The sequence below is a fragment of the Ectobacillus sp. OTK genome (assembly GCF_059698935.1).
This window is the reverse complement of the sequence record NZ_AP048547.1, coordinates 730,160-747,098: the sequence shown is the minus strand read 5'-3', so window position 1 is coordinate 747,098 and position 16,939 is coordinate 730,160. Positions and strand designations below refer to the sequence as shown.

15 protein-coding genes and 1 pseudogene are annotated in these 16,939 nt (G+C 41.6%); 10 read left to right on the top strand and 6 right to left on the bottom strand.

Translation table 11 applies throughout. The features are described 5' to 3' along the window. Positions 1-33: 33 nt before the first annotated feature. Positions 34-207 (top strand): annotated as a pseudogene (locus AC6HZ4_RS03785) (spore gernimation protein); the annotation flags it as partial. Beyond that, on the top strand, positions 204-1,397 hold the full coding sequence (locus tag AC6HZ4_RS03780) for a Ger(x)C family spore germination protein (protein ID WP_497493710.1): 1,194 nt from the start codon (positions 204-206) through the stop codon (positions 1,395-1,397). The pseudogene AC6HZ4_RS03785 and the gene AC6HZ4_RS03780, both read left to right, overlap by 4 nt. A 431-nt stretch (positions 1,398-1,828) precedes the next feature. Here the strand turns inward: AC6HZ4_RS03780 and AC6HZ4_RS03775 are convergent, their stop codons facing one another. Continuing rightward, positions 1,829-2,038 carry a hypothetical protein gene (locus AC6HZ4_RS03775; RefSeq protein ID WP_497493709.1) on the bottom strand — a complete coding sequence of 70 codons (210 nt, stop codon included), beginning with the start codon at positions 2,036-2,038 and terminating at the stop codon, positions 1,829-1,831. Between the two features lie 215 nt (positions 2,039-2,253). Here AC6HZ4_RS03775 and AC6HZ4_RS03770 point away from each other — a divergent pair, with 215 nt between their 5' ends. The 3 genes from AC6HZ4_RS03770 to AC6HZ4_RS03760 all read left to right on the top strand — a co-directional run bounded on the left by AC6HZ4_RS03770 (position 2,254) and on the right by AC6HZ4_RS03760 (position 5,461). Next, the gene (locus AC6HZ4_RS03770) at positions 2,254-2,421 is read left to right on the top strand and encodes a hypothetical protein (RefSeq protein WP_497493708.1); all 168 of its coding nucleotides are present in this window, start codon (positions 2,254-2,256) and stop codon (positions 2,419-2,421) included. Positions 2,422-2,681: 260 nt separating this feature from the next. Next, the gene (locus AC6HZ4_RS03765) at positions 2,682-3,575 is read left to right on the top strand and encodes an ATP-binding protein (protein WP_497493707.1); all 894 of its coding nucleotides are present in this window, start codon (positions 2,682-2,684) and stop codon (positions 3,573-3,575) included. Between the two features lie 2 nt (positions 3,576-3,577). Next, positions 3,578-5,461, top strand: coding sequence for a vWA domain-containing protein (locus AC6HZ4_RS03760; RefSeq protein ID WP_497493706.1), 1,884 nt, complete (start codon positions 3,578-3,580; stop codon positions 5,459-5,461). Between the two features lie 314 nt (positions 5,462-5,775). Here AC6HZ4_RS03760 and AC6HZ4_RS03755 read toward each other — a convergent pair whose 3' ends face one another. From AC6HZ4_RS03755 to AC6HZ4_RS03740, 4 genes are all read right to left on the bottom strand, one after another. After that, complete coding sequence (locus AC6HZ4_RS03755) at positions 5,776-6,720, bottom strand: carbohydrate kinase family protein (RefSeq protein WP_497493705.1); 945 nt, start codon at positions 6,718-6,720, stop codon at positions 5,776-5,778. Positions 6,721-6,887: 167 nt separating this feature from the next. Beyond that, entirely contained in the window at positions 6,888-7,067 is a 180-nt protein-coding gene (locus tag AC6HZ4_RS03750; protein ID WP_497493704.1) for an H-type small acid-soluble spore protein, read from the bottom strand. 129 nt (positions 7,068-7,196) lie between these two features. Continuing rightward, a complete protein-coding gene (locus AC6HZ4_RS03745; RefSeq protein ID WP_497493703.1) occupies positions 7,197-7,973 on the bottom strand; it encodes a nucleotidyltransferase domain-containing protein in 777 nt (258 codons plus the stop codon). A 41-nt stretch (positions 7,974-8,014) separates the two neighbouring features. Beyond that, entirely contained in the window at positions 8,015-9,163 is a 1,149-nt protein-coding gene (locus AC6HZ4_RS03740; RefSeq protein WP_497493702.1) for an acyl-CoA dehydrogenase family protein, read from the bottom strand. Between the two features lie 180 nt (positions 9,164-9,343). On the opposite strand from AC6HZ4_RS03740, the gene AC6HZ4_RS03735 reads away from it, so the two are divergent. Next, positions 9,344-9,790, top strand: a complete 447-nt coding sequence (locus tag AC6HZ4_RS03735; protein WP_497493701.1) for a CBO0543 family protein — start codon at positions 9,344-9,346, stop codon at positions 9,788-9,790. An 86-nt stretch (positions 9,791-9,876) separates the two neighbouring features. Here AC6HZ4_RS03735 and AC6HZ4_RS03730 read toward each other — a convergent pair whose 3' ends face one another. Beyond that, entirely contained in the window at positions 9,877-11,184 is a 1,308-nt protein-coding gene (locus tag AC6HZ4_RS03730; protein ID WP_497495588.1) for a hemolysin family protein, read from the bottom strand. Positions 11,185-11,480: 296 nt separating this feature from the next. Here AC6HZ4_RS03730 and AC6HZ4_RS03725 point away from each other — a divergent pair, with 296 nt between their 5' ends. The 4 genes from AC6HZ4_RS03725 (at position 11,481) to AC6HZ4_RS03710 (ending at position 16,935) form a co-directional block, all read left to right on the top strand. Next, on the top strand, positions 11,481-12,665 hold the full coding sequence (locus AC6HZ4_RS03725) for a class I SAM-dependent rRNA methyltransferase (protein ID WP_497493700.1): 1,185 nt from the start codon (positions 11,481-11,483) through the stop codon (positions 12,663-12,665). Between the two features lie 506 nt (positions 12,666-13,171). Then, positions 13,172-14,428: a VanW family protein gene (locus AC6HZ4_RS03720; RefSeq protein ID WP_497493699.1), complete on the top strand. Its 1,257-nt coding sequence runs from the start codon at positions 13,172-13,174 to the stop codon at positions 14,426-14,428. Between the two features lie 365 nt (positions 14,429-14,793). Further along, positions 14,794-15,336, top strand: a complete 543-nt coding sequence (locus AC6HZ4_RS03715) for a TVP38/TMEM64 family protein (protein WP_497493698.1) — start codon at positions 14,794-14,796, stop codon at positions 15,334-15,336. 138 nt (positions 15,337-15,474) lie between these two features. Next, on the top strand, positions 15,475-16,935 hold the full coding sequence (locus AC6HZ4_RS03710; RefSeq protein WP_497493697.1) for a nicotinate phosphoribosyltransferase: 1,461 nt from the start codon (positions 15,475-15,477) through the stop codon (positions 16,933-16,935). The last annotated feature ends 4 nt before the right edge of the window (positions 16,936-16,939 follow it).

Sequence of the window (16,939 nt, the reverse complement as noted above, 5' to 3'; positions counted from 1 at the left end):
TTAATACGAATGACCGTATTACGACACCGCAATTATCCATTTATGTATGCTTTGCTTCCAGTTGCTTATATCGTTTCCATGATCCCAACAAATATCAATGATCTGTTTAAGCTTGGGGATATGGCTGGTAATGCTGCGTTGCTTTTATTTGGTTTGCTGCCGCTGCCGCTTCTCATTATTTCGAAATTGAAAGGGGGGAAATCATGAAACTCAATAATAATGTGAGGCTTCTCTTGCTTCCCTTTTCAATTCTTTTCCTTCTGTCCCTTACAGGATGCTGGAGCAGTAAGGAAATTGAAGATCGGGGTTTAACTACGGGTATAGCAATGGATAAAGGTCAAGAGTCAGTAGTTGAGAAAGAGCTAAGAAAGCAAGGAGGAGGATACATCAAAAGGAATCGTATAACATTGACCTACCAATTTGTTAACCCCCAATCAACAGGGACTAAGGATAAGGGGGGCGGTTCCCAATCTAAACCTTATATTAACATTTCTGAAACTGGGGATTCCATCCATCAAATGACTCGGGAATTTTCATTGAGAACGAATCATCCTATGTTCAGCCCACACTTAAAAGTGATTGTTATCAGTGCGAGTCTTGCACGCACATATAGTTTGGAACAACTATTGGATCAATATCTCCGTGACAATGAGATTAGACTTAGCTGTCTTGTGCTAATTAGCAGCGGCCGAGCCAGTAAGACGTTGAATATAGAGGAAACAGGAGAAATTCCAGCATTCCGTTTACTTGGAATTGTAAATAATCGGTCTAAAACAACAAGAATTTTGCCTCCTATGCCGCTGGTTAAACTAGTGGGTAAGATGCAATCTGGAACTAGTTTTCTCCTGCAAAATGTGATTTCAGCAAATGAAGAAGGAAAATTTGCGGGAGCTGCCGTAATCGAAGGCAAGACAAAAAAGATGCGTGGTGTTTTAAATGAAATGGAATTAGAGGGATTAACATGGATAACAGGAACAGGAAAAGGCGGTGTAGTGAAAAGCTTTGATCCAAAAACAGGGCAGCTTATTGTTTACGAAATAAAATCAATGAAAAGCAAAATTACATCTCATGTCGATGCAAATAACATCTCTTTTGATGTGAAAATCGAATCAGAGGGCCGCCTATCTGAAAATTGGGCGACGTCGAGAACCCTTGTTAAAAATGAGTCTCTAAAAAAGAAAGAAAAAGTGGTTGAAAAAGAAGTACATCGTTTGGTGAAACAAGTATTAAAAAAATTGCAAGCCGAGTACAGCACAGATGTTGCCGGCTTTGGAGATCGATTAAGAATTGAGCATCCTAGAGTGTGGGAAAAGGTCAAAAAAGATTGGGATAAAAGGTTTAGTAAGGTTCCGATCAAATACAGTGTAAAATTAACTATCACAGATTATGGGGAGTGAGGCCTCATATTTAATTATGACCGGTCCTTTTATCTTTTTTGATGCTGGGAGCAATAAAATTTTGAAACAGAAAAGAAGAAATAGGTTCTGGTGCAAATACATAGGGGACATATAAAGAGGCGAAAAGTTTCCCGGTAGAATTAAATTGATACCAGAAAACGGAATAGCTAATAAATGAAGTTCACTTGATTTTGGACAGACTTCTCCCCTTGGTGGTTTTGTCCTTCTTTCATCTTTTGTTTTAGTGAGTTATGCCTGCTACATACCTAATTATGTTGTGTTCAACTACAAAATAATTAAAAATATAGAAAGCATAAGTTGGCGGTTTAGGCCATCTTATGCTTTAATTAACTCGTTTCGCTAACTTTAATAAAGTTTTATTCATTAATAGTTTTTGGTTCTTACAATACTTTTTTCAAACCTGTCATATCTTAGTAGTATGGATACGGATAGTACGGATAGTACGGATAATATGGATAATACGGCACTGGATATGGATATGGATATGGGTATGGGTATGGACGCGGTGCAAGCAATGCTCCCAATGCCAACCCTCCTAAAAATCCTGGAAAAAACGGACGGCCAAAACCAAAGAAGGGACGCCCAAAGCCAAAGCCCCCAAATGGACGAATACGTTCCATAATGCTTCCTCCTTTATAATAATAAATTCTTACCAATATCACCTTATACAGGACAAATTCAATTGGAATAGGCCTTTGTCTCCCCTTCGAAAAAAATATTTTTCAGTCAAGCAGAAGACTAATAGAAAAGACTCTTTCTCCATGTCGGATATGCTCTCTACGCTCCCTCCCTGCATACACTATCGCACATAAGCAATGCAAAGGAGGTGTTCACCATGTATCAAAATGTTGATACGCATCAATTCCCTGAAATCCCGATGGAGGATTCCCGCATTTTGTATTGGGGACCGCGTCCATGGTACGGCTATTGGTACCCGCGCCCTTGGTTTTACCGTCCTTGGTTTTACCGCCCTTGGTTTCACCGCCCTTGGTGGTTTTATTAATCAAACAACTATAAAGCCCTTCGTTCACGAGGGGCTTTTTTACATATAAAAAATCCTAAGCTTTTCTCAACATAGCTTTTGCATTTCAGGTATACAGGAACCAAAAAACATCCCTCACATATACCCTTCTATCCAAAAGTTGGTTGGTTTTCCCGCTTTTTTTTACTGCTCTTTCCTTTGCGAAGCATAGCCAAAGAAGGTATCATATAATAGGTATAACAGATACTTTTATAAACAATAACAGAATGGTGGTCATCTTAATGTTTCAACATTTTTCTATAAATCAACAGCTACAAAACCAATTGCAACAGCTACATGAAAACAACAGAAACAGCGCTGGCAGCGACTCGTTTCTTATCGGCAAAAAGCTGTACAAGGCACAGGATATGAGCATTTTAGAAGATGCGCTTACCGCACTTCTGCTAGGAAAGAATGTTCTTTTAAAGGGACCAACCGGAAGCGGAAAAACGGTTCTTGCTGAAACGCTCTCGTACTTGTTTCAAAAGCCGATGCACAGCATTAACTGCTCGGTTGATTTGGATGTAGAAGGTATTCTGGGCTATAACACGCTTCAGGCTCACAATGGTGCTTCAGAGGTTACATTCGTAGATGGGCCGCTTATGAAGGCGATGAAGGGCGGGCATTTTCTCTATATTGACGAAATTAATATGGCGAAGCCGGAGACATTACCGCTGCTGCACGGTGCGCTCGATTACCGTAAAATGATCACAAACCCATTCACGCAGGAGGTTGTGTACGGCCATGATGATTTCCGTGTAATTGCAGCAATTAATGAAGGCTACGTCGGAACGAGCGAGCTAAATGAAGCTTTGAAAAACCGTTTCGTCATCATTGAGGTTCCTTATATCCAAGGCTCCACATTAAAAGATCTCCTTCTATCCGAGTCAAAGCTAAAGGATGAAGCGATTGTTGAAAAGTTTGCACAGTTTTCAAGCGATCTCGTTCCATTAGCGCGTGATGGACGTGTGAGCGAGGAAGCAGCAAGCATCCGCGGCATTATCGATGCGTGCGACTTAAGCTTATATATTCCGGTACTGCGCGCAATTGAACGAAGCATTATCGCGAAGCTAAGCGACGAGACAGAACAAATGACGGTACGGGAACTTGCAGAAAGCTATTTTCTTGAGGGATAATCATGAGACAGGTCTTTAATGAACGAAAAGTTGACGCTTCTCTCTTCCTACAGATGGAAAATTTAATGTGTGCGCTCCTAAAGGATCCAAACGCTCAATTAGAGTACGACTATCAAGCGTATTATGATGAACGAGAGCGAAAGGTAACCATCAGCCGCTTTTGGGATGACCGCAGCCAAGAAGATAAGATCCTTGGCTTAAAAAGCGAGGTATACTTAAAAGCCCTCGGCTATCGGCACCATTCCGATATGAAGCTGATTCGTGAGTATGCGAAGGAGCTATTAGATTCACCGCATAAGCACTTTTTAACACAATTATTTGTACTGCTCGAGGATTTGCGGGTAGAAGAGAAGATTAAAGCACTCCGTCCCGGCACAAAATCAATTTTCACATGGCGCAGAAATACGTACCGAAGCTACTTCACAGCACAATACGAAATGAACCGTATCCGTGATTTTCAAGCGGACATGCTATTTTCACTTTGTTACCTTACGTTGACAAGCGATAAATACGAAAGCTTTGGAAATGACTATTTAACTAGCATTGAATCGCTTCTGTACGAGGCATTTCACGCACGTAATACAGAAGATACAATGTATACAGTCGAGAAAATTCGCTACCGGCTTGAAGAAGCATTACCTAGCGACATGGTTAACAATTATTTTGGTCTTGCCCCTATTGGAGATAAAGCCGAGAAAATTAAAAAGGACGAATGTGCGCATAAATTAGCTAACGATGACACACAGCTCCTAGATGATGATGAGAAGAAAAACAAAATGGATGAAACGTTCTCCACTTGGCATCGGGAAAACAAAAACAATGATAATGAAAACTTTTTACGCTTCGAGCTAGAAAGCGGAACGAAAACAAACCTGATGGGCAACGCTGCGCGTGAGTCTGAGGATGCAGATCAAGCTCTTGCTTCCGTTCAGGGCGGCTCAAAGAAAAGCAGCCAATCAAACTTTAACCCAGCGGATACAAAGGATGCCCGTTCCTCTCATGCATCCAGCAGTGGTGAAAGTCCGTATGGTAAATATAATATTGGTGCTGTTCATACTATAAAAAGCTCCCGCAAACCGACCATTGATGAAAAGGCTGCGTATCAGGTAATAAAGTCCCTTATTAACAAGGATGTAAAAGAGCTAAAGAAAACAATCGAGAAAACGATTGAAAATAAAACGAATGCTCATTCGGAGAAATATTACGGTCGTCTCCGTAAAAAATTCCACCGTATTTATACGGAAAAACAACCACGCATGTTTTATAAGAAAGGGAATGAATCTAAGGAACTCGATGTTGTCTTTCATCTTTTAGTCGATTGCTCCGGCTCGATGTACAACAAAATGGAGGAAACCAAAAAAAGCGTCGTTCTGTTCCATGAGGCACTGAAATCCTTAAAGGTTCCTCATGCGATTAGCGGCTTTTGGGAGGATGCTTCCAGCGCAAAGTCAGAATACAAGCCAAATGTCATTCATGAGGTCGTCGCCTACAAAAACTCCATATCCCCAAGCTGCGGCCCAGAAATTATGCAGCTGCGCGAAGAAGAGGATAATCGAGACGGTTATATTATTCGTATCATATCTGAAGCATTGGCAAAACGTCCGGAAAAACATAAATTTTTACTCGTATTTACAGACGGCGAGCCATCTGCGTTAGACTACCATCAGGACGGTATTCTAGATACGCACGAAGCTGTGAAGCTTGCACGCAAGCATGGACTTGAGGTAATTGGTATTTTCATTGAAGAAGGCGAAGCGAAGGAAGAAACATATCAATTAATGAAAAATATATACAACCATCACTTTCTAGTAGCGAACCACGCGGAGGACTTACGCTTAAAAATTAAGCCGCTTCTTAAAAAGCTGCTTCTTAAAATTATTTCATAGGAAAATGGCAGGCTGAAAAAGCTTGTCATTTTTTATTTAGACTCGATTAAAGTTCATTGTTGAGATGAAATAATCAATTTTCTATTGATTCATGTTATGCTCATTGTACTTAAATAAAAGGGGATAGAAAGCAGAAAGTAAGAACATCTCATATAAAATCAATGCCAAACAATAATTTGATACAAGAAAATAGGAAAGACAAAAAGGAGGGGAGCACTTCCTCTTTTTGTCTTTCCCCAGTGTCTAGTTCCCTCGTCCAGCTGGCGAGTCCTGCTTTCTATAAAAAACCGGTTCCATTGATGAGTAGCATTCTATTAATGTTTCTCTACAAGCTCCAATACCTGTTCTAGAGTAGGAAGCGCTGTCATCGCTCCTTTTTTCGATGCCGCCAAGCCGCCAGATACACTTGCAAATGTTGCAAATTTCTCTAAATCGCTTACAGTCGCTGATTCACCAATAAACTCATGGAAGCTATATAAAATACCGGATACATACGCATCACCCGCTCCTGTTGTATCAACTGCCTGCACCTTCATCGCAGAGACTTTGCTCATATCCTTACCTGCCGCAACATAGCTTCCTTCTGCTCCAAGCGTTACGAAGATGTATGGGATATTGTAAATGGATAATACCTCAAGTCCTTTCTCAATATCAGCATGACCCGTTAAAAACTCCAATTCCTCTTCAGAAATTTTTAAAATGTCCGCATGCTCCATCATAGATAAAATCATTTCACGGGCTTCCTCTGCACTGCTCCAAAGGCCAAGACGAAGGTTCGGATCATATGAAACAAGAACATTGTGCTTTTTCGCAAGCTCAACTGCACGGATTGTTGCACTGCGAGACGGTTCATGAATAAGAGAAATGGAGCCAAAATGCAACAGCTTGCTTGCTTCAAACAAGCTCTCATCCATATCATCTTCACTTAACAGCTGGTCCGCACTACGGTCGACAAAAAATTCAAAGCTTCTTTCTCCATTTGCCGCAAGCGTGACAAATACAACTCCCGTTTTCGCCTCGTTTGTCAGCGGAAGATATGATGTGTCTACGCCGTAATCGTGCAGCGTTTCCTTCAAGAATTTTCCTAGCACATCATCGCCTAATTTCCCGAGAAATGTCGACTTTACGCCAAGTCTCGCCAAGCCCACCGCTACATTTGCAGGTGCGCCTCCTGGACACTTCTGATATGTAAGATTTGTTTCATCTGTTGGAATAAAATCAATTAATGCTTCGCCTAAACAAATAATACCTTGCTTCAAATGTAACACCCTTTCCAAAAATAGAATATTCTAAAAATCTATTGTACCATTTCAAGAACAGATGAGAAAGTGGTGCTGTAGTTTATATATTCTTCTGAAATAAAAATCTGCCGTGCATGCTTCCGTGCTAAGAAAAACCGGTCAGATCTATTTCTGACCGGCTTTTCTTACATCTCTTCCAGCTCTGCTACCTTTACTTCCACCGTTTCATCTGGGTTTTTAATATCATGTACGCTTGCGATACCATTTCCTTCATCGCAGCTTTCAATCCAAACCGGTACACCATGGTATTCAACACGAATATTGCCTGGGGATGATAAAATTTGCTTTACACGATTCATATCCATAGGAATCCTCCTCAATCTTTGTACTCTCTTTTATATTTCCGCTTTCCTACGGAATTATAAGCAAAAGTGCTATTTTTCTGCTGAAAAAAAGCCGACTAAAAGGCTTCCTCTTCTAGCTGATTCCTGCTTCTAACACCTCTCCCATACCTCCGCTAGTGTTTCACGAAACAGTCTATTAAGCGGTTCTATATTTGTCTTCCCCTTCTGCTCAAGCTGCTTCACATACTGCTCATAGTACAGCAGCTTGTCCTTAATAAATGCATGCAAGGCCGGAAGAGCCGTTTCCTTCCCTAGCTCCTCCCCTGCTTTCTTGCGCAAAATGAGATCCTGCAATTCCTGTAACACCGGGGAAGCCAGTTGCTGCGCCTGCAGCAGTTGATCAAACTCTACCGGAGGAATAGATTGCTCAGTTTCTAACCACATACAAACAAAAATGGGCCGAAGAACATAAAAGTATTTTTTTACTTTAACCGTTTCACCACGTAAATAATCCTGATAATTTCCTTTTCCCATGTGCAGATAGTGATACATCACAGCTTTTTTTGACATATGTGATAAGCCTATATTTCGAAGGCTTTGTGCAATTGCAGACGCTTCTTCATACACAATTGGGGAACGAAGCCATTCCAGAAGCGCTGGATTCGATTTTGCCAGCAGCTGCAGCGCCTTGCGCAAGTCCCATCCGCTTATATCAAGCATATTGCTGATTGGCTTCTCGATCACATCACGTTTTTGATCGATAGAAAGATACCAGTCTCTCCTATGTACATAAATAAATCGAACGTCATAGTCACTATCCTTTGATGGAAAGCCCCAGGCTCGGCTTCCTGATTCGACTGCATATAAAACCTTTACATCATGCTGCCGTTCGATTTCCCGAAGCTGCTTCCTAATCTCTGCATCCATCTGTTATCCTTCCTTTAACACGTAGATTCGGAGGTCTCCTCCTATCCTTGGGACTCAATCGCCAGCTTTGCCAGCAATGCAATGGTAATATCATCAGCAGGCGGATTATGCAGACCAGCTCTTACGTTTAAATAGTAACGATGAAGCGGATTTTTTCCCGATAAACTGCGCGCTCCAACGATTCTCATTGCCTTATCTACAACAGAGATAGCCGTGTTGGTGACGGCATGCTTCACAGCCGCCAGCTCTCCCTGCAGCATCTCTTTATGATCAGCTGCATCGTATGCTTCAGCTGTACTATACATAAAATGACGCACCTGCATAAGCTCGAGCTCTATCTCTCCAATGAGACGCTGAATGCTTGGCAAGGAGGCAATCGGTTGCTGGGTACTATTATTATGGTATGTTTTCGCAAACTTTACAGCGTAATTTCGTGCCGCACGCGCAATTCCTAAATAGCAAGCCGGGATATGAAGAAGCGAGCCGTTATGCTTCTTTACCAAATCTTTCGTTTCCACTAAATATGAATGGGGGATATGTACATTCTCTAACACCAGGTCATGGCTTGCTGTGCCTCTTAGCGCAACACTGTCCCATGTCTGTTCAATTGCAGCTCCTTCGGATTCTCTCGGTATGAGAAACTCAGCAATATCATCGCTGTCTGCTATGCTTGCTGTGACAATAAAATAGTTAAGTACAGGCGACATCGTCGTAAATGTTTTCCGGCCATTAATAACCCACTGATCTCCTTCCTTGCGCGCCGTCGTTTCCGGTTTTCCTCCGCGCGTTGGGCTTCCTGTCCCGCGCTCTGTAGCAGCGCGATTCAGCAGCGCCCCATTTCTCACTTCTCCGCACATCCAAGAAAATAATTTCTGCTCCCATTGTCTATGCTCGGTCAATTCCATGAAGAGGCTCATATGCCATCCAATAGATAAGGCGGTAGAGCCGTCTCCTTCTGCAATTTTTTCCTGAAAGAGGAGTAAATCGTATAAAGAAATCTCCTCTCCTCCATATTCCTTTGGCAGCGGCAACGAGGTATAACCGATTTCCTTTAGCTCTTGTATATTTTCAAACGGAAAGGAACCAAACGCATCAAGAGATGGTTCTCGTTCTGCAAACCTCCCAACCAGCTCCTCTAACTGAGCCAGCACTCGCTTTTGCAGTGTCGTTTTCACAAATATGTCGCTCATCTTCCCCGCCTTCTTTCCTCTTTTCTTCAACATTAAACTTTGTGTTTCATTCTATATGAGGATGCTTTATTTTTCAAAATATTAGGTATATTGTATCCACTCTTTTTACATCTCTCACCTTGCATAAATGCGGAAAAACTCCTTCAAACTAAACATAACTTTCTTGAAGGAGGAAATGCTGTGAACTTATTTTCCCTTATTGGATTTTTACATATAGCCGCAGGAACATATTTATACCGAAAAAATAAACGATCGTTCCTGCTCATTTCCCCCATTGCAATGGTTATTGGATTTATATTTGATGTCTTAGGCCAACATTTTAACTTTTGGAGGACGCGGCCGTTTCGTAACCGCGATCTCTTTCGCTCTCTTCCTATACACCTTGGCACCTATCCAATATTAACCGTTTTTTTTATACACTCTGTACAGCGGAAAAAGAGGGTTTGGATCCCTCTTCTTTTGATTACAAGCTTCACAACATTACTTGAAGCACTCTATGTAACACTAAGAAAGGTACGCTATTACAACAGCTGGAATATTGGCCGGACCTTTTTTTCATACAAATTTGCATATCTGCTCGTGTATCTCTACTATCGTTTGCTGAAGAAGGAGCAGATTTTGTTATAAGAGCAGCATATACTCTCTATCTCAAAAGGCAATGGACTCCTCCATTGCCTTTAAATCCCTCACTTTACCTCCTCCAAGGAAAGCGATCATTCCAATGCCGATACAACAACTTCCTCCCTTGGTACCAACCTTTTGATTTCAACTAACTTAATTTGATGAGAATCTTTAGACATAACAGTCAACTGCCAATCACCAACGGTAAAGGACTGCCCCTCTGTAATCACCTGCTCCTGCATTAATATCCATCCGCCAATGGTATCAACATCGTTCTCCTCTAGATGGAGACCAAGTAAATCGTTAATTTCGCTTACTAACACCTTTCCATCCACAATCTTGTGGTCCTCAGACAGATGCTGAATCGGGGCTCGCTCATCCTCGTCATATTCATCGCGAATTTCTCCGACAATTTCTTCTAATATATCCTCAAGCGTTACAAGCCCCGCAGTACCGCCGTATTCATCGTATAGTACAGCGAGAGGAATGCGCTCCTTTTGCATTTGCAGCAGCAAATCGTGAATGGGAATGGTCTCCATTACTTCAATAACAGGGCGCATATAAGAGGTAATGGATTCCACACGCCCCTCCTCACCCTTCATATAATGGATAAAAAAATCCTTTACATTAACCATGCCAAGAATTTCATCCTTATCCTCTCCAAATACGGGATAACGAGTATATTTTTCGGAACGAACAATTTCTATATGAACTTCCATCGGGTCTTCCTCATATAACCCGACAATCTCTGTTCGAGGCACCATAATTTCCTTCGCAATACGATTATCAAATTCAAAAATATTGCTTACATATTTAAATTCAGCCTGATTGATTTCACCGCTTTCATAGCTCTCCGATAAAATAAAACGCAGCTCCTCCTCTGAATGAGCTACCTCATGCTCTGATGCCGGCTTGAGCCCAAACATCCCTGTGACAAGACGCGCTGAACTATTTAAAAGCCAGATAAACGGAAACATGAGCCTATAAAAGTAAATAATCGGTTTAGCAAATGCCAGGCTAATACGCTCTGCCTGTTGAATAGCTAATGTTTTTGGAGCTAGCTCCCCTACTACAACATGCAAAAATGTAATGGAAGAGAATGCAATAATAAACGCAAGCATGCTTGCCATAGCTGGAGAAAGATGGATATCTCGAAAAACGGGCTCCAGTAGATGATGAACAGTCGGTTCTCCCAGCCACCCAAGACCAAGTGACGTGACAGTAATACCGAGCTGACATGCTGATAAATATTCATCTAAATTGGTGATCACTTTTTTTACGGCCAGCGCCCCGTTCTTATTTTCCGCGATAAGCTGGTCAATTCGACTTGGACGCACTCGAATGATTGCAAATTCTGTTGCGACGAAAAAACCTGTTAATGCAATTAAAAATGCAACCATGATTAAGTTCCATACTCCCAACAGTAGCACCTCCTAGGGAAGCCGAGGTTTACCCTTCTATGCTGCACAAAAATGGATTGCTCTTATTTTTCCTCGCGAGCTACAAGACAACTCATTATAAATTTCTCCAATTTGAGGATTCGATTAAATCTTCCTTAGACGAAAGATCGGTAAAATATCCTTCTTTTGAAGATGGTTAAAATAGGACAAGATGAAATATAGAAACATTTTCGTTGGCATCTTGCCTCTTAGTTATGTATGATGAATAAGCAAAATACAATGATGGAGTGAATCATGTGGCAAAAGTTATTTTACAGCGTAATCGAAAAAAACGGTTAGAGCAAGGACATCCTTGGGTATTTCAAAGTGAAGTAAATCGCATCGAAGGAGACTTTGAACCAGGGGACTTTGTAGATGTATACAATCATCAGAACTTCTTTTTAGGAAAAGGATACATAAATCCAAATTCACAAATGATCGTGCGTATTCTAACGCAAAATCCAGATGAAGAATTAAACGAAGCATTCTTTGTAGAACGAATCCGAAAATCTTGGGAATATAGACAACGACTTCTGCCGAATGTCCGTTCCTGCCGCGCTGTATATGGCGAATCCGACTTTCTTCCTGGACTCATTGTCGATAAGTATGAGGATGTTCTCGTTGTACAAATTTTATCGCTTGGCATGGAGCTGAGAAAGGAATGGATTTTAAAAGGGCTGCTTGATGTTTTCGAGCCGAAGGCTGTTTATTTGCGAAACGACGTATATGTACGCGAGTTGGAAGGCTTACAACAGGAAAAGGGATTTTGGTACGGAGAATCTGCTACTGAAATTCAAATTGAAGAAAATGGTGTCTCCTATATTGTTGATATTGAAAATGGACAAAAGACAGGCTTTTTCTTTGACCAGCGTCAAAACCGTGCTGCAATCGCGCCGCTCGTTTCTAAAAATGAAACTGTATTAGATTGTTTTACCCACACCGGCTCATTTATGCTGAATGCATGCCGATACGGCGCAAAGCACGTAACAGCTGTTGATATTTCCGGGCATGCCATTGATACTGCAAAGCGAAATGCTGCCCTGAACGGTTTCGATAATGTAGAGTTTGTAGTAGCTAATGCGTTTGACTATTTACGGGACGCTGTTAAGGAAGAAAAGCAGTGGGATGTTGTAATCGTTGACCCGCCTGCGTTTGCGAAATCTGCCCATGCAGTGCGAAAAGCAATGGGTGGATATAAGGATATCAACTTAAATGGCCTAAAGCTTGTCAAAGATGGAGGCTTCTTCGTTACCGCCAGCTGCTCATACCATGTTCATGCTGATATGTTTCAAAAGATGGTGGAGGATGCAGCATTCGATGCAAAAAAAATTCTTCGCCAGGTGTATTGGAGCGGGGCTGGCTATGACCATCCGAAACTGCTCGCTGCAAATGAAGGAGATTATTTAAAGTTTGCTATTTATGAGGTTCATTCCCGCATGTAAGAAAAACAGCCACGGTCCGCCTTGCTCTCGAAGGAGACAGTTCTCCGCGCATGGAAGCGCTTTTTGCCTCGGTGAGCGGAGGTCTTTCCCCACAGCAAGCAGGTCATGGGAGCTAGACAATGCCTCACAAAATTATACTTATCTCGTAAGATTGTACAGCCGTTTTACAGCGGCTGCTTCCTCCTAATGTAACCAAAATCCTTTCTGCTTTGTTTTAGAATACATACTCTTTTTCCTGCTTTGATGACCATTAGAAAAGAGAGCAACAGAAGATAAAAATTACAAAAAATAGAATTAGTGTAACAATTTGTTTCTTATTTACTTTATAATTATGGTATGACATATATAAAGATTATCTTTTTCTACCTTCTACTCCAAAGATTACAGAAATATGACAAATTTTATCTTTTCATTACACATCCTTTTCATTTAGTAGTATACTAGATACAAGTGATGACAGCCTTGCCGGATGAAACTGAGGGAATAGAGATTCAGGAGGGAAAGAAATGAAAGTACGTAGCTGGATTATCGGCTCAGTAGCTGCAGCCGGTATCGGTATTTGTGCTATTGGAGGATTTGCTTATAATTATGTATCAAAAATGAATAATGAACTCAATACATATGTTCTTCCGCATACAACCTTTGCAGGTATACCTTTAGACGGAAAGACGAAGGATGAAGCAGCAAAAGTTATTCAACAAAAAGTGGACTCGCTGAACCAGCAATCCATCACCTACTCCTTGCGCGGTACAAACAGTACCTTTACATGGAAAGACTTAGGTGTGCAATATAAAGGTACTGACATTGTGGACGAGATTTTCAAGGAACAAGAGGGCAATATTCGCGAACGCTATACATTAAGAAAACAGGCTAATGAAGGAAAGCTTCAGCGTTCCTATGAACTGACAGCGCATTTGAATTCGAAAAAATACGATGAATTTATGAAGGATAAATACAATGACTTCCTGTCGCAGCCAAAAAATGCATCAATCAGCATCACTGGAACAAATATTTCAATTTCTCCAAGCACAGACGGCGAAAAGGTAGACAAAGAAAAGCTGAAAGCTTTAACTGAAGAAGCTGTAAGCAAAGCAACCGCCAGCATTGACGTGCCTGTCACTGCGGCGAAGCCAGAGCGTACAACAGAGGATGTACAAAACATGGGCATTAAAGAGGTAATTGCCGAATACCGTACATCAGTCGCAGGCCGCAATGCAAATCAAGTATATAATGTATCGCGGGCAGCGAATAAGCTAACAGGCGTATTTGTTGCACCAGGTGAAGTATTCAGCTTCAACGGTCATGTTGGCATGACTAATGCAGCGAACGGCTATAAATTAGCAGGCGTATATGTTAACGGGAAGCTGGAGCAAGAGGCAGGCGGCGGTGTTTGCCAGGTTAGCAGCACACTATACGGAGCGGTTCTTCGTGCGGATTTATCAATTGTGGAACGAAGCAATCACTCTAAGCCTGTTCATTATGTACCGCTTGGTCAGGATGCAACTGTAGCCGATTATGGTCCAGACCTGAAATTTAAAAATAACACGGGCCATTATATCTACATTCAATCCTTTGTCGACGGAGGAAGCACAGTTGTACGTATTTTTGGTACAAGCACTGGAAAAAGCGTAGATGTTTCCTCGAAGGTTGTTAGCGAAACACCTCAAAACGTTACTGTTGTCACTTATAAGACCGTTAAACAAAACGGGCAGGTCATCGAGAGCGGGCAAATTTCAAAAAGCAGATACAAAAAAACGGCGTGATGTTCACGTCGTTTTTTTGTATTTACAAAGACCTGCTTTGGGTATAAATTTTCAGCTAGAAGACAATTCGACGCAGCAAGAACTCATTTGTATCTCAACAGCATTGTATATAGAATAATATTAATAATTATTACATTACTCCTTCACTTATTTTTTACGAACTTTTCATTTTTCTTTGTTATTCTTTTAATCGGGCAGGGCGGCACGCGTGGCCGCCAAAGGTATACAGCGTAGGCGGGGCTGATACCAGAGCATTATAGATAATGGATTCTTTTTTTCGGTTAATTCAACTAGAGGCATCTATTCTGCTCCATACTTGTATGCTAAGATTGTATACATCATCCATAATAGGAGTATCTATGACAATGAATGAATTAGAGTCTATTCTCATGGCTCACAAGGAAATCTCCTTCTTGTTCAGTATAATCTGTAATATCCTTATCAGCATCATTGGTGTAATTCCAAGTGTATTTCTTACAGCTCTTAATGTAAAACTATTTGGCTTTATCGGCGGAGCAGCTGTATCTCTTATAGGAGAAGCAGCTGGTGCAATTGCTGCTTTCTTTTTATATCGAAACGGCTTCCGTAAGTGGGTCAATCAACACGCAGCGCGCTATCCGAAGGCAGAGCGGCTGCTTCATGTGGAGGGAAAGGAAGCATTTCTTCTCGTTCTTTCCTTACGGCTGCTGCCATTCGTGCCGTCGAGTCTCGTTACATTGTTTGCAGCGCTTGGGAAAATGGATTGGCTCTCCTTTATCATTTCCAGCACAATCGGAAAAGTGCCCGCTCTACTCTTAGAAACGTACTCCGTTTATGAAGTCCTCAATTGGAGCGGGACAGGAAAAATCATATTAGGTGCTCTTTCTATCATCATGCTTCTGTACATATGGAAACGGAAAAGTGAATAATGCTGCATAAGCATTTCTGTCAAGCTGCTTCCCTCGCCCTATTATAGGATATGCACAGCTCGATGTTTATAGTAAGCAGGGAATCTCAAAGCTTCTTTTTACCCATAATGTTATTAAAGCTAGCTAGGAGGTATTACGATGAATCACCTGTATGAAGATGACGGCTATGCGTTACACACCGATTTATATCAAATCAATATGGTCGAAGCATATTGGCGCGATGGGCTCCATAATCGCCGGGCAGTATTTGACCTGTACTTCCGTAAGCTTCCATTTGGCAATGGGTATGCCATTTTTGCTGGTCTAGAAAAGCTCATTGAATACTTGCAGCAGTTTCGGTTTACAGAGAGCGATATCAATTATCTTCGTGAAGAACTCGGTTATGCAGATGATTTTCTCTCATATTTACACTCTCTCAAGTTTATGGGAACAGTACGTGCCATGCGGGAGGGAGAATTGGTATTCGGGAATGAGCCGATGATCCGCGTTGAAGCTCCGCTTGCCCAGGCGCAGCTTATTGAAACAGCCATGCTAAACATCGTCAACTATCAAACACTTATCGCTACAAAGGCGGCCCGCATGAAGCAGACTGTCGGTTCTGAAGAGCTAATGGAATTTGGTACGCGCCGCGCTCATGAGTTCGATGCGGCAATTTGGGGAACAAGAGCTGCTTTTATCGGTGGCTTTTCTGCAACAAGCAACGTACGGGCAGGAAAAAAATTCGGTATCCCTGTCTCAGGAACACATGCACATGCATTCGTGCAAGCATATCGAGATGAATACACAGCCTTCTGCAAATATGCTGAAACGCATACAAACTGCGTGTTCCTAGTAGATACATACGATACGTTAAAATCAGGAGTTCCTAATGCAATCCGGGTAGCGAAGGAATTCGGGGACCGCATTCAATTTATCGGCATTCGCCTTGACAGCGGTGATATGGCATATCTTTCAAAGGAAGCGCGGAAAATGCTCGATGAAGCCGGATTTCCAGAAACAAAAATCGTCGCTTCAAGCGATTTAGATGAATATACCATTATGAATTTAAAAGCGCAGGGAGCAAAAATTGACGCTTGGGGAATTGGCACAAAGCTCATTACTGCCTACGATCAACCAGCGCTCGGGGCTGTCTATAAAATCGTATCGATTGAGGATGAAAATGGAAAGATGATGGATACCATTAAAATTTCCTCTAATCCTGAAAAAATTAGTACACCCGGATTGAAAAAGGTGTACCGAATTATTAATCTCGTCAATCATCACGCTGAAGGGGATTATATTGCCCTTGAAGAAGAAAAGCCCCAAGAAGAAGAACGGCTGAAAATGTTTCATCCCGTTCATACCTTTATCAGTAAATTTGTAACAAATTTTGAAGCGCGTGAACTTCATCATGATATTTTTGTAAACGGGCAGCTTGTATATGATACGCCTCATATAAGGGACATCCAACAATATGCATTGGAAAATATGAAGCTTCTTTGGGAGGAATATAAACGAACGATGAATCCCGAAGAATATCCAGTTGATCTAAGCGAGGCTTGCTGGAACAATAAAATGGCGCATATTCAGCGAGTAAAGGAAGCAACAAAGCGGTCCTAACAAA

Coding starts and splice junctions, on each gene's coding strand:
- AC6HZ4_RS03770 (WP_497493708.1), top strand. CDS start 2,254: ATGTATCAAAATGTTGATACGCATCAATTCCCTGAAATCCCGATGGAG.
- AC6HZ4_RS03715 (WP_497493698.1), top strand. CDS start 14,794: ATGAATGAATTAGAGTCTATTCTCATGGCTCACAAGGAAATCTCCTTC.
- AC6HZ4_RS03775 (WP_497493709.1), bottom strand. CDS start 2,038: ATGGAACGTATTCGTCCATTTGGGGGCTTTGGCTTTGGGCGTCCCTTC.
- AC6HZ4_RS03745 (WP_497493703.1), bottom strand. CDS start 7,973: ATGGATGCAGAGATTAGGAAGCAGCTTCGGGAAATCGAACGGCAGCAT.
- AC6HZ4_RS03720 (WP_497493699.1), top strand. CDS start 13,172: ATGAAAGTACGTAGCTGGATTATCGGCTCAGTAGCTGCAGCCGGTATC.
- AC6HZ4_RS03750 (WP_497493704.1), bottom strand. CDS start 7,067: ATGGATATGAATCGTGTAAAGCAAATTTTATCATCCCCAGGCAATATT.
- AC6HZ4_RS03710 (WP_497493697.1), top strand. CDS start 15,475: ATGAATCACCTGTATGAAGATGACGGCTATGCGTTACACACCGATTTA.
- AC6HZ4_RS03760 (WP_497493706.1), top strand. CDS start 3,578: ATGAGACAGGTCTTTAATGAACGAAAAGTTGACGCTTCTCTCTTCCTA.
- AC6HZ4_RS03780 (WP_497493710.1), top strand. CDS start 204: ATGAAACTCAATAATAATGTGAGGCTTCTCTTGCTTCCCTTTTCAATT.
- AC6HZ4_RS03740 (WP_497493702.1), bottom strand. CDS start 9,163: ATGAGCGACATATTTGTGAAAACGACACTGCAAAAGCGAGTGCTGGCT.
- AC6HZ4_RS03730 (WP_497495588.1), bottom strand. CDS start 11,184: ATGGTTGCATTTTTAATTGCATTAACAGGTTTTTTCGTCGCAACAGAA.
- AC6HZ4_RS03765 (WP_497493707.1), top strand. CDS start 2,682: ATGTTTCAACATTTTTCTATAAATCAACAGCTACAAAACCAATTGCAA.